This is a genomic window from Promicromonospora sp. NFX87 (assembly GCF_048564965.1).
Lineage (GTDB): Bacteria > Actinomycetota > Actinomycetes > Actinomycetales > Cellulomonadaceae > Promicromonospora.
Genome location: NZ_CP183413.1, coordinates 354,384 through 371,823 on the forward strand (window position 1 = coordinate 354,384; position 17,440 = coordinate 371,823).

Here is a 17,440-nt window from a genome sequence, read left to right on the forward strand (position 1 = left end):
CACGGTCACGGAGTGAGGGCCAACGCGTCCCGCTCGGTCGGACTAGTGCACAACGCGAACGAGGCCCGCGACGTTCCCGTTCACCGCGCAGAGTGCACCCGACGCTGCGACGATCGTGCTCATGGCGCAGAACCCGAGCGACAGCCCCGAGACGACCGGCTCGACGCAGACCGGTCCGACGCCGCCGGGCCCGACGCCCACCGACCCCGCTGCGGCACAGCCGACGACGTCGACCGCCGCACGGTGGCGGCCCGACTGGCGCGACGTCGTGAAGCGGCTCGTCGGCGTCGTCGCGGTGATCGTGGCCGTCTGGCTGATCTACCTGTTCCTCGATGCGTTCCTGCCGCGGTGGTGGGCCCAGGTGATCGGTAACGCGGTGGACGGGTCGTTCACCGCGGGGGCCTGGTGGGGCCTCCTGATCGGCGGCGTGTTCACGCTGGCGCCGGTGCTGCTCCTGGCACAGGCGGTCCTCACCAGAAAATCCTTGCAGGTGCGCAGCGGGTTCCTCATGTTGGCGGTCCTGCTCGCGGTGCCAAACCTCCTGACGCTGGGCATCGTCCTCGGCACGTCGGCGGCGGCGCACGCCGGCGAGCGGATCCTCGACGTCGACGGGCCGGCGTTCCGCGGCGGGACCGCATGGGGCGCGGTCATCGGCGGTCTCGTCGCGCTGGCGATAGTCACGATGAGCGTGCTGTACCGGCGCCGCGGCACCCAGCTCAAGCAGCTCCGGGCGAAGCAGAATTGACGGCGGCGCGCGGCGCAGGCCGCCGGAGCGGTCGACGTAGGCTTGCCGCATGACCGCGATCGACACCCCGTACGAGGACCTGCTGCGCGACGTGCTCGAGAACGGGACCCGCAAGGGTGACCGGACCGGCACGGGGACCCGTAGCGCCTTCGGGCGGCAGATCCGGTACGACCTGGCCAAGGGCTTCCCGCTGATCACCACCAAGAAGGTGCACCTGAAGTCGGTCGTGTACGAGCTGCTGTGGTTCCTCCGCGGCGACTCCAACGTGCGCTGGCTGCAGGAGCGCGGGGTCAAGATCTGGGACGACTGGGCCGACGAGTCGGGCGAGCTGGGCCCCGTCTACGGTGTCCAGTGGCGCTCCTGGCCCACGCCCGACGGCGGGCAGGTGGACCAGATCGCCAAGGTGGTCGAGCAGATCCGCACCAACCCGGACTCGCGGCGGCACGTCGTGACGGCGTGGAACCCCGCCGAGGTGGACGACATGGCACTGCCGCCGTGCCACGCCCTGTTCCAGTTCTACGTCGCGGACGGCAAGCTCAGCTGCCAGCTCTACCAGCGGTCGGCGGACCTGTTCCTCGGCGTGCCGTTCAACATCGCCTCCTACGCGCTGCTCACCCACATGGTCGCCGCGCAGGCCGGCCTGGAGGTCGGCGAGTTCGTGTGGACCGGTGGGGACTGCCACATCTACGACAACCACGTGGAGCAGGTGCGCACCCAGCTCGAACGGGACCCGTACCCGTACCCCTCGCTGCGGCTGGCTCCGCGGGAGTCGATCTTCGACTACGAGTTCGAGGACGTCGAGGTGCTCGGCTACGTCTCACACCCCACGATCAAGGCACCGATCGCAGTCTGATGATCGGACTCATCTGGGGACAGGCACGCGACGGCGGCGGACGGCCGGTGATCGGCGCAGGCGGCGACATCCCGTGGCGCGTGCCCGAGGACTTCGCCCACTTCAAGCGCATCACCGCGGGCCATCCGGTAGTGATGGGACGGCTCACCTGGGAGTCGCTGCCGAAGCGTCCGCTGCCCGGCCGCACCAACGTCGTCGTCTCGTCGCGCGGCCCGGACAGCGTGGCGGACGCGGACGCCGTGCCGGCCGCGACCATCGGCGAGGCGCTCGAGATCGCGGCGAACGCGCCCGGCGGGGACGAGATCTGGATCATGGGCGGTGCGCAGATCTACAGCGAGACGCTGCCTGTGGCCGACGTGCTGGAGGTGTCCGAGATCAACAAGGAGGTCGAGGGCGACGTGTTCGCCCCCGAGATCGGCCCCGAGTGGACGGTCACGGCGTCGACCGAGTGGACGACGTCGGCGTCCGGACTCCGGTTCCGGCACCTGACCTACACCCGCACCTGACGGATCAGTGGTCGAGCTCGTGCGGTGCCGATGGTCAGTCGGCGCTGTCCGAGTCATCCCCACGCCCTCGAGCGCGCGCAGGGGGATGCGGGTAAGAGCGTGGGCTTGCACGTCGGGCATGGCCTTGCTGTCCGCGTAGCGCGCCAGGGGGATGCTCGCCCGCGGTGAGGTGGTGCGCGAAACGTGGGGTTTGACGGCGGCGTGGCACTAGCAACTTGCGGTGCAGGAGCGCCCGCCCAAGTCGACGTCACGATCTAAGGGTTGGGCGAGATGGCGGTGCACCGGGGTCTACTTTCTGCCCTTCTTGAACCCCCATTGCTGGGGGACAACCCGTGTGCAGCCCTTACCGGCAGATCGGCCACCTCGCAGGGATCGACCATATCAATCTGATAGCCGGTTCTGTGGTTGGATCACGGGCCCCACCTAGTGAAGGAAGTACGTGTACAGAGCAAAGTCCCGCCTCGTCGCGGCGTTTCTCGCGATGCCCTTGGCGCTCAGCGTTCCCACCGCGAGCGCTTCCGTGGCCTCTCCGGCAGAGGAACCACAGGACAGGGTCGCGGCAATACAAGACGCCGCCGAGGGCCACGTGGACGAATGTGCCTATACGTAGACGGCGGTCGTTGAACTCTGACGACGGCTCGACGCTCGCACTGAATGACTCTGGCGAACTGGTCGACGCGGTTAGCGCATCCGCCGATTCATTCGTCGATTGCGTCGATGCTGAGCCTGTAGTCGAGACCCAGGTCACTGCGGCCAATGCGAGCAGCGACTGGTCTGCGAGGAAGGTCTTCAGCTCAAGGAACCGATATTTCGGTAAGACCGACTCCAACGGCGAGTTCGATGCGCAGTACACCCCGCGAACGGTCGCGTGGTCGTACCGCATCTCCGCGCCGTTCAAGGCCATTGCGGTTGGCAACGCGACTGCCCGTACCTCACGCACTCCTTGGCGTTCACCGCAAGTCCCGTGCACCTACTCGAAGGTCCAGTCCGTGGGCTATATCTTCCACTCGGCGTGTCCCGGGAACACCGGCCTCGTCGACTGGAGACTGACCGCCTCCATCGGGTTCCCTGTGGAGGTCGCGGGTAACCCGGGCAAGGCCACGATCAGATGGACCTTCAACTACAGCACCGTTTAGTACAAACGGCTTGAACGTGCGGATGACGCGTCCATGGATGCGGGAATCCGGATCCGCCATGTGGGTCTGTGAGCTCGCTCCAGGGGGAGCTGACAGCTGGGATACCAGGGTCGGGCCGGGTGAGTTGACCATGGCACTGATCTCGGTTCAGTCGGTTCGGCGGAACCATAACTACGAGGGTTACGGTTCTGCCGAACCTACTGAACTCAACTTAGTTCGGGGCGCCTCCAGGCGTCAGTCCGGTAGGCCGCGTCGAAGGTCCACCGTGGGTCAGCGGTCTCGCCGAACGCCTGGGACTGCACGGTCAGGGTGCCGTCAGGTGCCCAGGCGAGCCGGATACGCCAGGTCGTCAGGTTGTCGCCGAGCAGCGAGCAGCGCACGTCCAGGGTGTCGGGGCTGGTCCAACCTGCGGTGACGACGGCGGGCTGGTCGTCGACGACGGTCCGTACCGGGCGGTCGAACCGCAGCTCGACGTCCCAGCCTGCCACGGTGCGACCGTCGGCACCGGCCGGGCCGACGGCGCTGGTCAGCCGACCGCCGCCGTCGTCCAGCGAAAGCACGAGCCCGGCGGGGCCGGGACCGCCGACGACGTTCGCGTACCGCTCGGCGACGGGTCGCGCGTGCGCGGCGACGTGACGAGGTGCTGGCCAGGGCAGCCCGACGGCGGCGCCGTGCGCGCCGCTCAGGGCACGCCCGGCGTCGAGCGTTTCGACCAGGGGATCGATCAGCAGGTCGAGCACGTCGTCGATGAACCGGTCGCCGCTCGGGCAGGCCTGGAAGTCCGCGGTGACCACCACCGCTAGCCCACGGGCGGGGTTGCCGTACACGAGCTGACCGCCGAGCCCGTACATGAGCCACCATCCCGGACGGGGGAGCCAGAGCTGGTAGCCGTAGCCGCCACGCAGCGCGGCGGCGGAGTTCTGCAGGGCGGTGTCCGCCTGCGGGCTCGTGGCGGCGCGGAGGTAGTCGGTGGGCAGGAGTCGGACGCCGTCGTGCACACCGTCGTCGAGCAGGAGGTGCGCCAGGCGCAGCAGGTCGCGCGGGGTGCAGACCAGCCCCGAGCCGCCGTGGGCGATGCCCTCCGGCCCGGTGAGGAACCGCAGGTCGGGGCTGATGCCCAGCGGGTCGAACAGGCGCGGCCGCAGGTAGTCCGGGAGGGACGTGCCGGACAGCCGCTCCACGAGCGCGGCCAGCGTGTACGAGGCACTGGTGTCGTAGGTGAAGACCGTGCCCGGCGGGTGCGTCGGCGGCACGCGGAAGTAGGACTCCAGCCAGTCGCCGTCCGTCCGCTCGTACGTGGTGGACGAGTGCGGCCCGCGCATGGCGAGCATGTGCCGGAGCGTCGTGGCCTCGAGCCAGGGATGCACCGGGCTCATCTCGGGGCCCATCTCAGGGAAGTGCTCAGTGACGGGGTCGTCGAGGCTCAGCAGCCCCTCGTCCGCGAGCAGCCCGATCGCCAGGCCCGTAACCGTCTTGGACACCGAGTACATCCGCTGGGGCGTGTCCAGGCCGGACGGCTCGCCGACGGCGTGCGCGACGGTCTCGCCCCGGACGCTCACCTGGACGGTGTGCAGGGCGATGTCGAGGGCGGCCGACCGGCGGGCGAGCCCGCTGATCAGGCCTTCCACGGACGTGCTGTCGAGAGGCGCGGGCACAGATCAGGTCAGGTCGCGCACCGCGGCGTACTGCTCGCGGATCACCGGCTTCGGGTCGGCGTCGAGCGTCGTGGCGATGGTCGTGGACCACGCGGGCGCGGCGGCATCCGGGTCGTTCGCACCGGCCAGGACCCAGGCGGCCTGGCGCGCGGCGCCGTCGGCCACGTACTCGCCGGGCTCGGGGATGCCGATCGGCAGACCGAAGACCTGCGGGGCGATCTGCTGCACGGCCGGCGACTGCGCCGCGCCGCCGATCAGCATCACGCGATCCACCGAGACGCCCTGCGCGCGCAGCGCGTCGAGGCCGTCGGCCAGCCCGCAGAGCATGCCCTCGATGTAGGCCCGGGCGAGGTGCGCGCGGGTCGACGTCGCGAGGCGGATGCCGTGCAGGGTGCCCGTCGCATCGGGGCGGTTGGGCGTGCGCTCGCCCTCGAGGTAGGGCACGAGCACGAGGCCGTCGGACCCGGCCGGCGCCTGCAGCGCGAGCTCGGCGAGGCCGTCGAAGTCGACGTCGAGCACCTCGCGGGCGGCGTCCAGGACGCGCGCCGCGTTCAGGGTGACGGCGAGCATGAGGGCGTTGCCGGTCGCGTCGGCGAAGCCGTTGATCGCGCCCGACCCGTCGGCGGTGCGCTCCGGCGCGACGGCGGAGACGACGCCGGAGGTGCCGATCGAGATCGCGATGTCGCCCGGCGTCATGCCGAGTCCGAGGGATGCGCCCGCGTTGTCGCCGGCGCCGGGCCCGATGAGACAACCGGTCCCTGAGCCTGTCGAAGGGTCGACCGCCGAGCCCGCGACGGACGGGTGCGCGACCGCGCCGGCCTCCGTCACGCCGACCACCCGCGGCAGCACGACGTCGGCCCGTCCCAGGGCACGTTCCAGCAGGTGAGGCCGGTACTGGCCGACGGAGGCGTCGTAGTAGCCGGTGCCCGACGCGTCCGAGCGGTCGGTGAAGAGCTTGTCCAGCTGCGGCCCCAGGGGAGCGGTGGGGTCGTCCGCGGGCCCGTAGCCCGCGATGCGCCAGGACAGCCAGTCGTGGGGGAGCGCCACCGCGGCGACGCGCGCCGCGTTCTCGGGCTCGTTGTCGTGCAGCCAGCGCAGCTTGGTGACGGTGAGCGAGGCGACGAGCACCGAGCCGACGGCGTCGGCCCAGGCCTGGGCGCCCGCCTCGCGGCTGCCCTCGCCCAGCTCGGTGATCAGGGCCTCGGCGGACGGCGCGGAACGGTTGTCGTTCCACAGCAGCGCGGGCCGGATGACGTTGCCGTCGGCGTCGAGCACGACCATGCCGTGCTGCTGACCGCCCACGGAGAGCGCTGCGACGTCGGCCAGGCCGCCCGCAGCGGCGGCCGCCTCCTGGAAGGCGTCCCACCAGTGCCGCGGGTCCACCTCCGTGCCGTCCGGGTGCTTGGCGGAACCGGTGCGGACCAGCGCTCCGGTCTCGGCGTCGCGCACGACGATCTTGCAGGACTGCGTGGACGTGTCCACGCCGGCGACGAGGGGCATCGGTGCTCCAGGAACAGAGTGAGGTGGGAAGGCGACAGACACGCTACCGCGCCGGCCAGGGTCGTTCCGCGAAGTAGAGCGAGCGTCCGGACGCCCGCTCTACTTCGCGGACACAACTGTGTCGAAGTAGAGCGAGTGTTCGGACACTCGCTCTACTTCGCGGGGTGAGGGGTCAGCCGATCAGGTGCTTCAGGGCGAGCTGGTGGAGGCGGACCAGGCCGTAGTCCTTCTCGGCCAGGGCGTCTACGTCGGGGTCTGCCTCGGCGAGGAACGAGTCGAACGTCTCACCCTCGGCGAGGGTCGACTGGCCCAGCTCGAAGATGCCCGCGTGCTCGAACGCGGCCTGCACCTCGGAGTCGGCACGGTATGCGGCGGCCTTGGCCGCGAGCATGTCGTAGGTCTCCATGTTGGCCTTGGCCGACTCCCACACGCCGTCGAGGTACTCGGTGCGCGACGGCTTGTAGTCGAAGTGGCGCGGGCCGTCGTAGCGCGGGCCGCCGTTCGGGAAGCCGTTCTCCAGCAGGTCGACCGTGAAGAACGCGGACAGCAGGTCGCCGTGACCGAACACGAGGTCCTGGTCGTAGCGCGGCCCGTGCTGGCCGTTCAGGTCGATGTGGAACAGCTTGCCCAGGTGCAGCGCCAGGGCGATGCCGTGGGTGTAGTTGAGGCCGGCCATCTGCTCGTGGCCGGTCTCGGGGTTGAGGCCCACGATGTCGCCGTTGTCGAGCGAGTCGATCAGCGCGATGGCGTGACCGATCGTCGGCAGGAAGATGTCGCCGCGCGGCTCGTTGGGCTTGGGCTCCAGGGCGATCTTGAGCCCGTAGCCCTTCTCCTTGATGTACGAGGCGACGGTGTCGATGCCCTCGGCGTAGCGCGCGTGCGCGGCGTTGAGGTCCTTCGAGTTGTCGTACTCGGTGCCCTCGCGGCCACCCCACATGACGAACGTGGAGGCGCCCATGTCGGCGGCCAGGTCCACGTTGCGCAGCACCTTGCGCAGGCCGAAGCGGCGCACGTCACGGTTGTTGGAGGTGAACGCGCCGTCCTTGAAGACGGGGTGCGTGAACGTGTTGGTCGTGACCATCTCGCAGACCATGCCCGTGTCCGCGGCGGCCTGCTTGACGGAGTCGATGTGCTTCTGGCGGGCGGCGTCGTCCGAACCGAAGGGGTAGACGTCGTTGTCGTGGAACGTGAAGCCCCAGGCGCCGAGGTCCGCGAGCTTGCGGACGGACTCGGCGGGGTCGAGCTCGGGGCGGGTCGCCGTGCCGAACGGGTCGGCGGCGGGCCAGCCGACGGTCCACAGGCCGAACGAGTACTTGATGTCGCTCACGGAGGTCTCCTCATCGAGGCGGCCCCGGTATGCGGCGCCGCATTTGTTGTACGGATGAACTATTGCGCGAGGTTCCGCTACAGTCAAGGCGTGACCACCGCCGGGACCGCACGCGAGAGCACCACGTGGACGGGCCCTGGCGCGGCCCGGCAGCACACCCTGCGCGAACGCAATCTCGAGCTGGTCGCGCGCGCCGTGTTCGAGGTCTCCGAACCACTTTCGCGCGCCGGTGTCGCCGCCGCGACCGGCCTCGCCCGGGCCACCGTGTCGACCCTGGTCGACCAGCTGGTGGCCGCCGGGCTCGTGCGGGAGCTGCCCGCGGTGACCGGCGGACGAGCAGGCCGGCCCGCGGTACCGCTCGTCCCGGCCCCCCGTTCCGTCGTCGGCCTCGGGCTCGAGGTGAACGTGGACTACCTCGGCGCGCGCGTGCTCGATCTCACCGGGGACGTCGTCGCCGAGCGTGTCGTCCCGGGCGCCTTCCATGACAGCGACCCGACGGCGGTGCTCGGCCGGCTCGGCAGCCTCGCCCGCGAGGTGTCCGACGGCGTCGCGGCGTCCGGCATGACCGTCGCCGGCGCCCGCCTGGCGCTGCCCGGCCTGGTCGACCCGCGCACCGGGCTCCTCGAGGTGGCGCCCAACCTCGGCTGGTCCACGCTCGACCCGGTCCCGCTGCTGGGGCTCGGCGACCTCGAGGTCCGCATCGCCAACGAGGCCAAGCTCGCCGCGCTCGCCGAGCTGGCCGGCGGCTCCGACGTCGCGGCACCCGACTCCTTCATCTTCGTCTCGGGTGACGTCGGCATCGGCGCGGCCATCGTCGTCGACCGCGGGCTGTTCCTGGGGGAGCGCGGCTGGAACGGCGAGATCGGGCACGTCGTCGTCGACCCGGCCGGGCCGCGCTGCTCGTGCGGCGCGTTCGGCTGCCTGGAGCAGTACGCGGGCAAGGAGGCGATGATGCGCGCGGCGGGGCTGCCGCCGGACTCCCCGCTGGACGCACTCATCGCTCGGCTGACCCGGGACGGCGCGGGCCCCCGCGCGTCGGGCAGCGCCCTGGCCACGCTGCCGGCCGGCCGGGCGCTCGGCTCCGCCCTCGCCGACTTCGTCAACCTGCTCGACGTCTCCACGATCGTGCTGGGTGGCGCCTACACCGAGCTGCTGCCCTGGCTCCGGGCCGACGTCGAGGAGGTGCTCGCCGATCGCGTGCTCGCCGCGCCGTTCGTCGACCTGGACGTCCGCGCCGCGCAGGCCGGCCCGCAGGCGGCGCTCACGGGCGGGGCGCGCGAGGTGCTGCAGGCGGTGCTGGCCGACCCGGCCGCCTGGGTCTGACCTTCGATCGACCACGTCTTGCGAGAGGTGCGCCTGGGCAGACTCGAACTGCCGACACCCGCTTTAGGAGAGCGGTGCTCTATCCACTGAGCTACAGGCGCTCGCGCCCCTCCGCGAGGGAGGAGCGCGTCCGGCACCGGGCAGAGCCCGGACCGGCGCACACAGCCTAGCGGCAGGCGGCCCCCGCGCGCTAAACGCTTCGGACCGGTCCGACGTCACATTTTGGCAACTTGCCTCCCAAACCTTGACTCGTCGGGCAAAAGGGCAGAACGATGCTCAGCAAACCCGGCGCGACGTCGCGTCGGGTCCGCACGACGGCCGTGCGGGTGGACGAGAGGATCAACGATGTTCCTTCGACAGACCAGGTCTCGGGGCACGTTGGCCCTCGCGACAGCCGCGGTGACCGGCTTGCTGCTGACCGGCTGCGGCGGCGGCGGTGGAAGCGCGCCCACTGCCGCGCCGAACCCGTACGCGACCGCCGAGGGGATGGAGTCGGCGACCGAGCTCATCGGCGAGTACCCCCGCGAGGAGACGCTCTTCACGAGCGGCACCCAGTGGGGTCCGCCGGCATCCTGGAACCCGATTCCCGGTGCGGGTGGTGCCACCGGCCTGGGCGGCCTGCTCTACGAGCCGCTGTTCCAGTTCGACCCCATCACCCTCGAGCTGACGCCCTGGCTCGCCGAGGGCGGCGAGTGGACCGGCGACGACACCTACGAGCTCACGCTTCGCGAGGGCCTGACCTGGCAGGACGGCGAGGCGCTCGACGCCGAGGACGTCGTCTTCACCGCGGAGCTCGGCAAGGTCGACGCCGTGCCGTGGAGCAACCTGTGGACCTGGCTGGACAAGGCGGAGGCGACGAGCGACACGACCGTCGAGTTCACCTTCTCGGACCCCCGCTTCCAGGAGTGGGACAACTGGCTCTACACGACCATGATCGTGCCGGAGCACATCATGGGTGAGTGGTCGGACGACGAGCTGCTGTCCAACCCGAACGAGAAGCCGATCGGTTCCGGGGCGTTCAAGTTCTCCGCCGTCGGGCAGGACCGCATGGTCTGGGAGCGCAACGACGACTGGTGGGCCAAGAGCGAGCTCGGCCTCGAGATGCCGATGAAGTACATCGTCGACGTCGTGAACACCTCCAACGAGGTGGCGCTCGGCCTGATGCTGTCCGGCAGCCTCGACCTGAGCAACAACTTCCTGCCCGGCGTGAACACGCTCGTGGACCAGGGTTCGGTCAGCACCTACTACGACGGTGAGCCGTACATGCTGGCGGCGGCGTCGGCCAACCTGATCCCGAACCAGACGCGCGCCCCGATGGACGATGTGGACTTCCGCCAGGCGCTGGCCCGGTCGATCGACGTCGACAAGATCGTCGCCAACGCGTACGGCGGCCTCGTGTCGAAGGCGCACCCGTCGGGTCTGGTCCCCGCGTTCGAGCAGTACTACGACGAGGACGTCGCCGCAGAGCACGGCTTCACGTTCGACGCCGAGGAGGCCAAGTCGATCCTGGCCGACGCCGGCTACGAGGACACCGACGGCGACGGCTTCGTCGAGACGCCGGACGGCGAGAAGATCGACCTCAAGCTGATCGTGCCGGCCGGCTGGACCGACTGGATGGAGGCGGCGCGCGTCATCGCGGAGGACGCCTCCGCCGCGGGCATCAAGGTCACCGCCGACTTCCCCGACGCGGGCGCCGTCGACGACGCCCGTGCCACCGGCGACTTCGACCTGCTGATCAACGGCAACGCGGGCATCAGCAACACGCCCTGGACCTACTACAACTACGCGTTCTACCAGCCCGTCCAGGAGCAGATGCTGGCGGGCAACTTCGGCCGGTACGAGGACGAGGAGGCCTGGGAGCTGGTGCAGGACCTGTCCCGGACCGAGAGCGGCACACCGGAGTTCTCGGAGACGCTGTCCCAGGTCCAGGAGAAGTTCATGACCGACCTCCCGGCGATCCCGCTCTGGTACAACGGCGCGTGGGCGCAGTACAACGAGTCGCAGTGGACCAACTGGCCCAAGGAGGGCCGCGAGGACGCGTACTTCCCGGTGATGTGGAACGGGTACGTGCAGATGGGCGGCCTCAACGCGCTTCTCGCCCTCGAGCCGGCCTCCTGACGTATGGGCGGCTATCTCGCTCGCAAGACGCTGGTCTACGGCCTGACCTTCGTCGTGGCGGTGACGCTGAACTGGTTGATCCCCCGGCTCATGCCGGGGGATCCGGTTCAGCGGATGGTGGCGCGCACCGCCGTCCAGCACCCCGAGACGATCGCGGCCATGACCGACTACTACGAGCGCATGTTCGGTCTGGACCTACCGATCTGGCAGCAGTACCTGAACTACTGGGGCTCGCTGTTCCGCGGTGACCTGGGCACGAGCGTGTGGCTGTTCCCCACGCCGGTCAGCGAGGTGGTGCTCGACGCCGTCCCGTACACGCTCGGCATCATGATCCCGGCGATCCTGCTGAGCTTCGTGGTCGGCAACACCGTGGGCGCGATGGCGGCGCGCAGCCGCTGGCTCGACAACGTGGCCCTGCCGGTGGGCTACCTGGTCACGGCCATGCCGTATATGTGGCTGGCGATCCTGCTCGCGTGGGGCTTCGGCGTGGCGCTCGGCTGGTTCCCCGTGGCCGGCGGCTACGACTTCGGCCTCGTGCCGCAGTGGACGTGGTCGTTCGCGCTCGACCTGCTGCAGCACTGGGTGCTGCCGTTCCTGTCGCTCTTCCTCGTCTCGCTCGGCGGCTGGGCGATCGGCATGCGCAACCTGATCATCTACGAGCTCGAGTCGGACTACGCGAACTACCTCGCCGCGCTCGGCGCGCCGAGGCGGCTCATCCGGCAGTACGCGTTCCGCAACGCGCAGCTGCCGCAGATCACGGGCCTGGCGCTCCAGCTGGGCACCATCCTGGGCGGCGCCCTGGTGACCGAGATCGTGTTCGCCTATCCGGGTCTCGGCAAGCTCGTGCTGTCCGCCATCCAGAACCAGGACTTCTTCCTGCTGCAGGGCACCCTGCTGTTCGTGGTGATCGGCGTGCTGGTCGCCAACTTCGTGATCGACATCGTCTACGTGCTGGTCGATCCTCGCACCAGGACCGGACTGACGGGGGGAACGGCATGACGGCGACACAGCCCGTTACAGGGCCGGGGACAGAGACAGCCGAACAGACCGGGGCGGCGTCGGGCCGCAAGCCGGGCGGGGACGCACGCGAGACGCTGTACTTCGCGCTGCGCAACCCCAAGGTCATCATCGGCATGGTGGTGGTGCTCGGGTTCCTGCTGCTCGGCCTGATCGGGCCGGCGTTCCTCAAGTACGCGCCCATGGACTACGCGGGGCCACCCATGGCGCCGCCGTCGGCGGACTTCCCGTTCGGCACCACGACGTTCGGCCAGGACGTCTTCGCGCAGTTCGTCGCGGGCCTGCGGTCCACGTTCCTCGTGGGCGTGCTGGGCGGCGCGGTCTCGGCCGTCATCGGCATGACCATCGGGTTCGTCGCGGGCTACCGCGGCGGACTGATCGACGAGCTGCTGAACATGCTCACCAACGTGGTGCTCGTGATCCCGGGCTTCGTGGTGCTCATCATCATCAACGCCTACCTCGGCGTGCGGAGCGTCCCGATGCAGGCGCTGTACATCGGCGTCTTCAGCTGGCCGTGGGTGGCGCGCGCCGTCCGCTCGCAGACCCTGTCGCTGCGCACGCGGGACTTCATCGACCTGGCGCGGCTGTCCGGGGTGGGGGTGGGCACGATCCTGCGGCGCGAGGTCGCGCCCAACATGTACTCCTACCTCTTCATGACGTTCGTGCTGCTGTTCGGCGGGTCGATCCTGACGGCGGCGTCGCTCGACTTCATCGGGCTCGGGCCCACCAACGCGATGTCGCTCGGCCTGATGATGAACCAGGCGGTGCAGTGGAGCGCGCTCCATCTGGGGTTGTGGTGGTGGTTCATCCCACCGGGGCTGGGGATCACGCTCATCGTCGGCTCGCTCTACATCATGAACGTCGGCCTCGACGAGGTCTTCAACCCCAAGCTGCGGGAGATGTGACATGGCCCTGGCTGTGAACGACCTCAAGGTCTGGTACCGCACCCGCCGCGGCGACGTGAAAGCCCTCGACGGCGTCACCTTCGAGGTGGCGGACGGCGAGATCATGGGCGTGGCCGGCGAGTCAGGGTGCGGCAAGACGACGCTCGGCAAGGCCCTGATCCGCCTCGACACCCGCATGAAGCACGTGGGCGGCACGGTGGTCCTGGACGACGACGAGCTGCCGCTGGCCGACGACGGAGCCATGCGCCGCCGCCGCTACCGCGAGGTGTCGCTCATCCCGCAGTACGCGATGTCCGCGATGAACCCGACCCGCAAGATCGGGCGGATGATCAAGGACCTCCTCGGGGCGCACAACGTCCGGTACAGCGACGTGCTGCCCGAGCTCGAGCGGCGTCTCAAGCTCGTCGGGCTGGAGCCGGACGTGCTGAAGCGCTACCCGATCGAGCTGTCCGGCGGCATGAAGCAGCGTGTGGTGCTCGTGCTCTCCACGCTGCTGAACCCGTCGCTCCTGATCGGCGACGAGGTGACGTCGGCGCTCGACGTCTCCTCGCAGAAGGCGGTGGCCCGGGCGCTCGTCGAGTTCCGCGACCACGGGTTCGTGAAGTCGATGATCGTCATCACGCACGACATCTCCGTGCTGTTCCAGGTCGCCGACACCATCCTCGTCATGTACGCGGGGCACCTCGCCGAGAAGGCGCCGGCCAGGACGATCATCAGCGAACCGCTGCACCCGTACACGAAGATGCTCATCGGGGCGCTGCCCAAGGTCGGCGACCGGTACGAGGAGCAGCAGCTCGAAGGCATCGAGGGACGGCCGCCGTCGCTCCTCGAACCGCCCGCCGGCTGCCGGTTCCGGGCCCGCTGCCCCCTGGCGCACGACAGGTGCGCGGAGGCGCCACCCTTCCGGGAAGTGGCCCCCGGGCACCACGTGGCCTGCTGGGCGGTGAGCTGATGCTGACCCTCGACCATCTCGACAAGGTCTACCGGACCGGCACCTTCGGCACCTCCGACCTGCACGCGGTGCGGCAGGTGAGCCTCGACGTGCAGCGCGGCGAGGTCGTGTCGCTCATCGGCGAGTCAGGCAGCGGCAAGTCGACGATCGGCAAGCTGGTGCTGCACCTGCTCGACTCCTCGGGCGGCACCATCACGTTCGACGGGCAGGACGTCACCAAGCTCTCGTTCCGCGCCCGCCGCGACTACTACCGCAAGGTCCAGGGCGTGTTCCAGGACCCGTTCTCGTCGTTCAACCCCATCTACAAGGTGGACCGCACGTTCGAGACGCTGCGCCGCTCCTACTTCCCCCGGGTCTCGTCGGGGGAGTGGCGCTCGCGGCTCGAGGACGCGCTCGCCGCCGTGACGCTCGAGCCCGACGACATCCTCGGCAAGTTCCCGCACCAGCTCTCCGGCGGGCAGCTGCAGCGCCTGCTCATCGCGCGGGCCCTGCTGCTCGACATCGAGCTGCTGGTCGCGGACGAGATCATCTCGATGCTCGACGCCTCGACCCGCATCGACGTGCTCAACCTGCTGGGTGAGCTCAAGGCGCGCGGCCTCGGCATCCTGTTCGTCACGCACGACCTCTCGCTCGGCAACTACGTCTCCGACCGCGTGGTCATCCTCTACAAGGGGCGTGTGGTCGAGCGGGGCGTGACGAACGCCGTCTTCGACGACCCGCTGCACCCCTACACCCGCGACCTCCTCGCCTCGGTGCCGCACCTGGACCGGACGTGGGACGAGGTCGAGGCCGAGGAGGCCGAGCGCACCAGGCGTCTGGCCGGCCGCTGCCTCTACCACGAGGCGATCACGGCCCAGGGCCGAGCCTTCGGCGAGGAGGCGGAGGCCGCCGACGGCACACCTGACGGCGTCGGCCTGGTCGAGTACACGCCCGGGCACTTCGTGGGGTGCTTCCGCAAGGCGGCGGAGGACCCGTGCCCCGCCGGGCCATGACCCTCCCGCTGGTCGAGCTTGTCGAGACCGGGCGTCGACAAGCCCGACCACCGGGGGTCAGGACCTGATCAGGACCGGGACGCCAGGGGTCAGGTCGGTGAGTCCGGCGAAGTCCTCGGCCGTGAGCCGGATGCAGCCGTTGCTCACCGCCTGCCCCTGGCCCACGCCCACGTGGAGGGCGGTCGCGGCGTAGTCGGTGCCGTAGAACCCGTCGAGGGTCTCGCTCTGCATCGACAGGAACACCGACATCCCGGTGTTCACCGCCTCCGTGACGGTGAACACCTGGGTGATTCCCTGCGGCGTCGGCGTGGCGGACGCGCCGACCGCCGCCGGGAGCCGGTCGCTGGAACCGTCGGCGTGCGTCACGGTCACCGTGCGGTCGGACACGTCGACCAGCACCGACCGCTTCTCCCGGATCAGCAGGACGTCGCTCCCGCGGAGCCAGCCCGCGGTCCCGTTGACCTGCTCCGGATCGCGCGACGGCAGGGCGCTGCGCCCGTACGGGACGAGCACCTGCACCCACCCCGGCCGGCTGTCCAGCACGAGCCAGCGCGCCTCGGCGTCGTAGTAGCGGGACTCGAGGGCGAGAACCGGCGCCTCGGTCACGTCGGGGCTCGCCCAGACCGGGATGCGGGGGTCGTTCGGCCGGGCCACCGAACCGGGCAGGTCCTCCAGGGAGTCGACGTCGGCCTGCGGCAGCGCGCGCGGCAGGAGCTCGGCGATGTCCGGCCTGGGCAGCGACCGTAGGGAGTACTTGGCGGGGGTCGGGGTCGGCGTCGGCTTGGGTGACGGCGTGGGGCTCGGCGACGGCGACGGGCTCGCGGACGGCGTGGCTGCCGCCGGAGCGGGCTCGTCGCGAGGAGACAGGCCGACCCACGCCGCGGCCACGAGCAGCACGACCGCCAAACCGCCCGCTGTCCAGGCCCAGAGCTTTCGCGACATGCACCGGACGATACCGGCCCGACATCTATGTCCGATATCTTCAGTTTCGCCCAAACCCTGGGAATCCGAACTCTTGTTCGATACTCTCACCCGGCACCCCTCGACCAAGGAGAGAACCCGTGGCATCCGCCGACCGGACGTTCCCCGTCACGACCGTCCCGACGCGCCGTTCCCGCAGACTGGTCCTCACCGGCGCGATCTCCGTCGCCCTCATCTCGACCGGGTCCGCGTACCTGGCGATGGTCCAGTTCGGCATCGACGTCCTCGCCATGAACCAGGGCACCGCGTACGCGACCGCCGGCGTCTTCGAGCTGTCCCTCGTCACCGTCGCCCTCCTCGCCCGCGAGGCCGCCCGGGACAACCGGCCCGGCGGCACCCTGCTCGCCCTGACCTGGGCGCTGTCGTCCGCGTCCGGTGTGTTCGCCGCGTGGCACGAGGCCTACATCGGCCACCCCGTCGGCGCGATCCTGTTCAGGTTCGTCGTGCCGCTGCTCGCCGCGCTCATGTGGCACCTCGCCCTGATCGGCGACCGGCACCTCGCCACCGGCACGTCCTGGTCGGCGATGCGGCAGTCCGCGCGCATGCACGCGCTCTTCCTGAGCACCGAGGACCTGTTCCGGGCACAGAGCCTGCACGACGGGTCGCGGACCGCCCGCCGTCGGCTCGCCCGCGCCGAGGCCGGACGCCGCAGGGCACGCTCCGTCGCCCTGCGCACCGTCCCGCCCATGGAGATGCGGGCGCAGGTCGCCGCCTGGTGCGAGGCGCTCGCGGCGGTGGGGGACGGCACCGCCGACGTCGCCCGGCTGCACCTCGCCGACCGGCAGCGGCTGACCGGCATCCTCGTGGACGACGAGCTCATGGACGGCCGCGTGTCGGACACGCGGGACGGCGCGCGTGCCGGCGTCGGGGTGGGTGCGCCCGACTACGAGCGCCGCGCCGCCGACGCCGTCGCCGCGGAGTTCGCCGACGTGCGTCCCGTCGCGCGGGGCCGGGACGCGGACGTGCGCGGCGAGGACTTCCTCGACCGGGACGTGTACGACGGCGGGGTGTACGACGGCGAGCTGTTCGACGGCGAGACCGATCGCCGGTCCGCACGCGTCAGCGCCGCCCTCGGCACGCCGCGCCAGGGCGTGAGCGAGCGAGCGCCCGCGCCCGAGATCGAGTCCGACCAGGATGCGGAGGCACCGCTCGAGGAGCCCGCTGAGGCAGCGGACCGGGCCACGGCGAACGTCCGGGAGGCGCTGCCCCCGCGTCGCCGTCCGCGGCGCAACACCGGGCTCGGGACCGAGGACGCCGAGCGCATGATCCAGCTGCGCACCAAGGGTCGTACGTACCGGGAGATCGCCGAGGAGGTGGGCGTCAGCCGGTCGACGGTGGGCAAGCGCATGCGCGAGTTCACGGAGACGGGTTCGATCCCGATCGTCAGGGCGCGCTGACCGGAACCCGGTTCGCCCCGGCCCGGCCGCGGC

At 70.4% G+C, this 17,440-nt stretch carries 15 protein-coding genes and 1 tRNA gene; 11 read left to right on the top strand and 5 right to left on the bottom strand.

All coding sequences use genetic code 11. The features are described 5' to 3' along the window. The first annotated feature begins 121 nt into the window (after positions 1–121). From ACNYC2_RS01700 to ACNYC2_RS01715, 4 genes are all read left to right on the top strand, one after another. Complete coding sequence (locus ACNYC2_RS01700) at positions 122–745, top strand: hypothetical protein (protein WP_419705392.1); 624 nt, start codon at positions 122–124, stop codon at positions 743–745. A gap of 49 nt (positions 746–794) precedes the next feature. Next, the gene (locus ACNYC2_RS01705; RefSeq protein WP_419705393.1) at positions 795–1,598 is read left to right on the top strand and encodes a thymidylate synthase; all 804 of its coding nucleotides are present in this window, start codon (positions 795–797) and stop codon (positions 1,596–1,598) included. Beyond that, positions 1,598–2,104, top strand: a complete 507-nt coding sequence (locus ACNYC2_RS01710; protein WP_419705394.1) for a dihydrofolate reductase — start codon at positions 1,598–1,600, stop codon at positions 2,102–2,104. Before ACNYC2_RS01705 ends, ACNYC2_RS01710 begins: the two co-directional genes overlap by 1 nt. Positions 2,105–2,724: 620 nt before the next feature. Continuing rightward, positions 2,725–3,240 (top strand): hypothetical protein, encoded by a 516-nt coding sequence (locus ACNYC2_RS01715; RefSeq protein ID WP_419705395.1) that lies wholly within the window; start codon positions 2,725–2,727, stop codon positions 3,238–3,240. A gap of 206 nt (positions 3,241–3,446) precedes the next feature. On the opposite strand, the gene ACNYC2_RS01720 is transcribed toward ACNYC2_RS01715, so the two are convergent. The 3 genes from ACNYC2_RS01720 to xylA all read right to left on the bottom strand — a co-directional run bounded on the left by ACNYC2_RS01720 (position 3,447) and on the right by xylA (position 7,722). Next, positions 3,447–4,868 (bottom strand): serine hydrolase domain-containing protein, encoded by a 1,422-nt coding sequence (locus ACNYC2_RS01720; RefSeq protein ID WP_419705396.1) that lies wholly within the window; start codon positions 4,866–4,868, stop codon positions 3,447–3,449. A gap of 30 nt (positions 4,869–4,898) precedes the next feature. Then, positions 4,899–6,395, bottom strand: coding sequence for a xylulokinase (locus ACNYC2_RS01725; protein WP_419705397.1), 1,497 nt, complete (start codon positions 6,393–6,395; stop codon positions 4,899–4,901). A 172-nt stretch (positions 6,396–6,567) separates the two neighbouring features. Then, the gene (xylA, locus tag ACNYC2_RS01730; RefSeq protein WP_419705398.1) at positions 6,568–7,722 is read right to left on the bottom strand and encodes a xylose isomerase; all 1,155 of its coding nucleotides are present in this window, start codon (positions 7,720–7,722) and stop codon (positions 6,568–6,570) included. A gap of 90 nt (positions 7,723–7,812) precedes the next feature. Here xylA and ACNYC2_RS01735 point away from each other — a divergent pair, with 90 nt between their 5' ends. Then, positions 7,813–9,045, top strand: a complete 1,233-nt coding sequence (locus ACNYC2_RS01735; protein ID WP_419705399.1) for an ROK family transcriptional regulator — start codon at positions 7,813–7,815, stop codon at positions 9,043–9,045. 28 nt (positions 9,046–9,073) lie between these two features. Here the strand turns inward: ACNYC2_RS01735 and ACNYC2_RS01740 are convergent. Continuing rightward, positions 9,074–9,146 (bottom strand) — tRNA-Arg (locus ACNYC2_RS01740). Positions 9,147–9,390: 244 nt separating this feature from the next. On the opposite strand from ACNYC2_RS01740, the gene ACNYC2_RS01745 reads away from it, so the two are divergent. The 5 genes from ACNYC2_RS01745 to ACNYC2_RS01765 are packed head-to-tail and all read left to right on the top strand — an operon-like array spanning position 9,391 to position 15,029. Continuing rightward, positions 9,391–11,163 (top strand): ABC transporter substrate-binding protein, encoded by a 1,773-nt coding sequence (locus ACNYC2_RS01745; protein ID WP_419705400.1) that lies wholly within the window; start codon positions 9,391–9,393, stop codon positions 11,161–11,163. Between the two features lie 3 nt (positions 11,164–11,166). Next, a complete protein-coding gene (locus tag ACNYC2_RS01750) occupies positions 11,167–12,162 on the top strand; it encodes an ABC transporter permease (protein ID WP_419705401.1) in 996 nt (331 codons plus the stop codon). Beyond that, entirely contained in the window at positions 12,159–13,085 is a 927-nt protein-coding gene (locus tag ACNYC2_RS01755; protein WP_419705402.1) for an ABC transporter permease, read from the top strand. The genes ACNYC2_RS01750 and ACNYC2_RS01755 overlap by 4 nt, the downstream gene beginning before the upstream one ends. A 1-nt stretch (position 13,086) precedes the next feature. Beyond that, a complete protein-coding gene (locus ACNYC2_RS01760) occupies positions 13,087–14,037 on the top strand; it encodes an ABC transporter ATP-binding protein (protein ID WP_419705403.1) in 951 nt (316 codons plus the stop codon). Continuing rightward, positions 14,037–15,029: an ABC transporter ATP-binding protein gene (locus ACNYC2_RS01765; RefSeq protein WP_419705404.1), complete on the top strand. Its 993-nt coding sequence runs from the start codon at positions 14,037–14,039 to the stop codon at positions 15,027–15,029. The genes ACNYC2_RS01760 and ACNYC2_RS01765 overlap by 1 nt, the downstream gene beginning before the upstream one ends. Positions 15,030–15,086: 57 nt before the next feature. Here the strand turns inward: ACNYC2_RS01765 and ACNYC2_RS01770 are convergent, their stop codons facing one another. Beyond that, positions 15,087–15,971, bottom strand: a complete 885-nt coding sequence (locus tag ACNYC2_RS01770) for a L,D-transpeptidase (RefSeq protein ID WP_419705405.1) — start codon at positions 15,969–15,971, stop codon at positions 15,087–15,089. A gap of 119 nt (positions 15,972–16,090) precedes the next feature. On the opposite strand from ACNYC2_RS01770, the gene ACNYC2_RS01775 reads away from it, so the two are divergent. Further along, the gene (locus tag ACNYC2_RS01775; protein WP_419705406.1) at positions 16,091–17,407 is read left to right on the top strand and encodes a helix-turn-helix domain-containing protein; all 1,317 of its coding nucleotides are present in this window, start codon (positions 16,091–16,093) and stop codon (positions 17,405–17,407) included. Positions 17,408–17,440 lie beyond the last annotated feature (33 nt).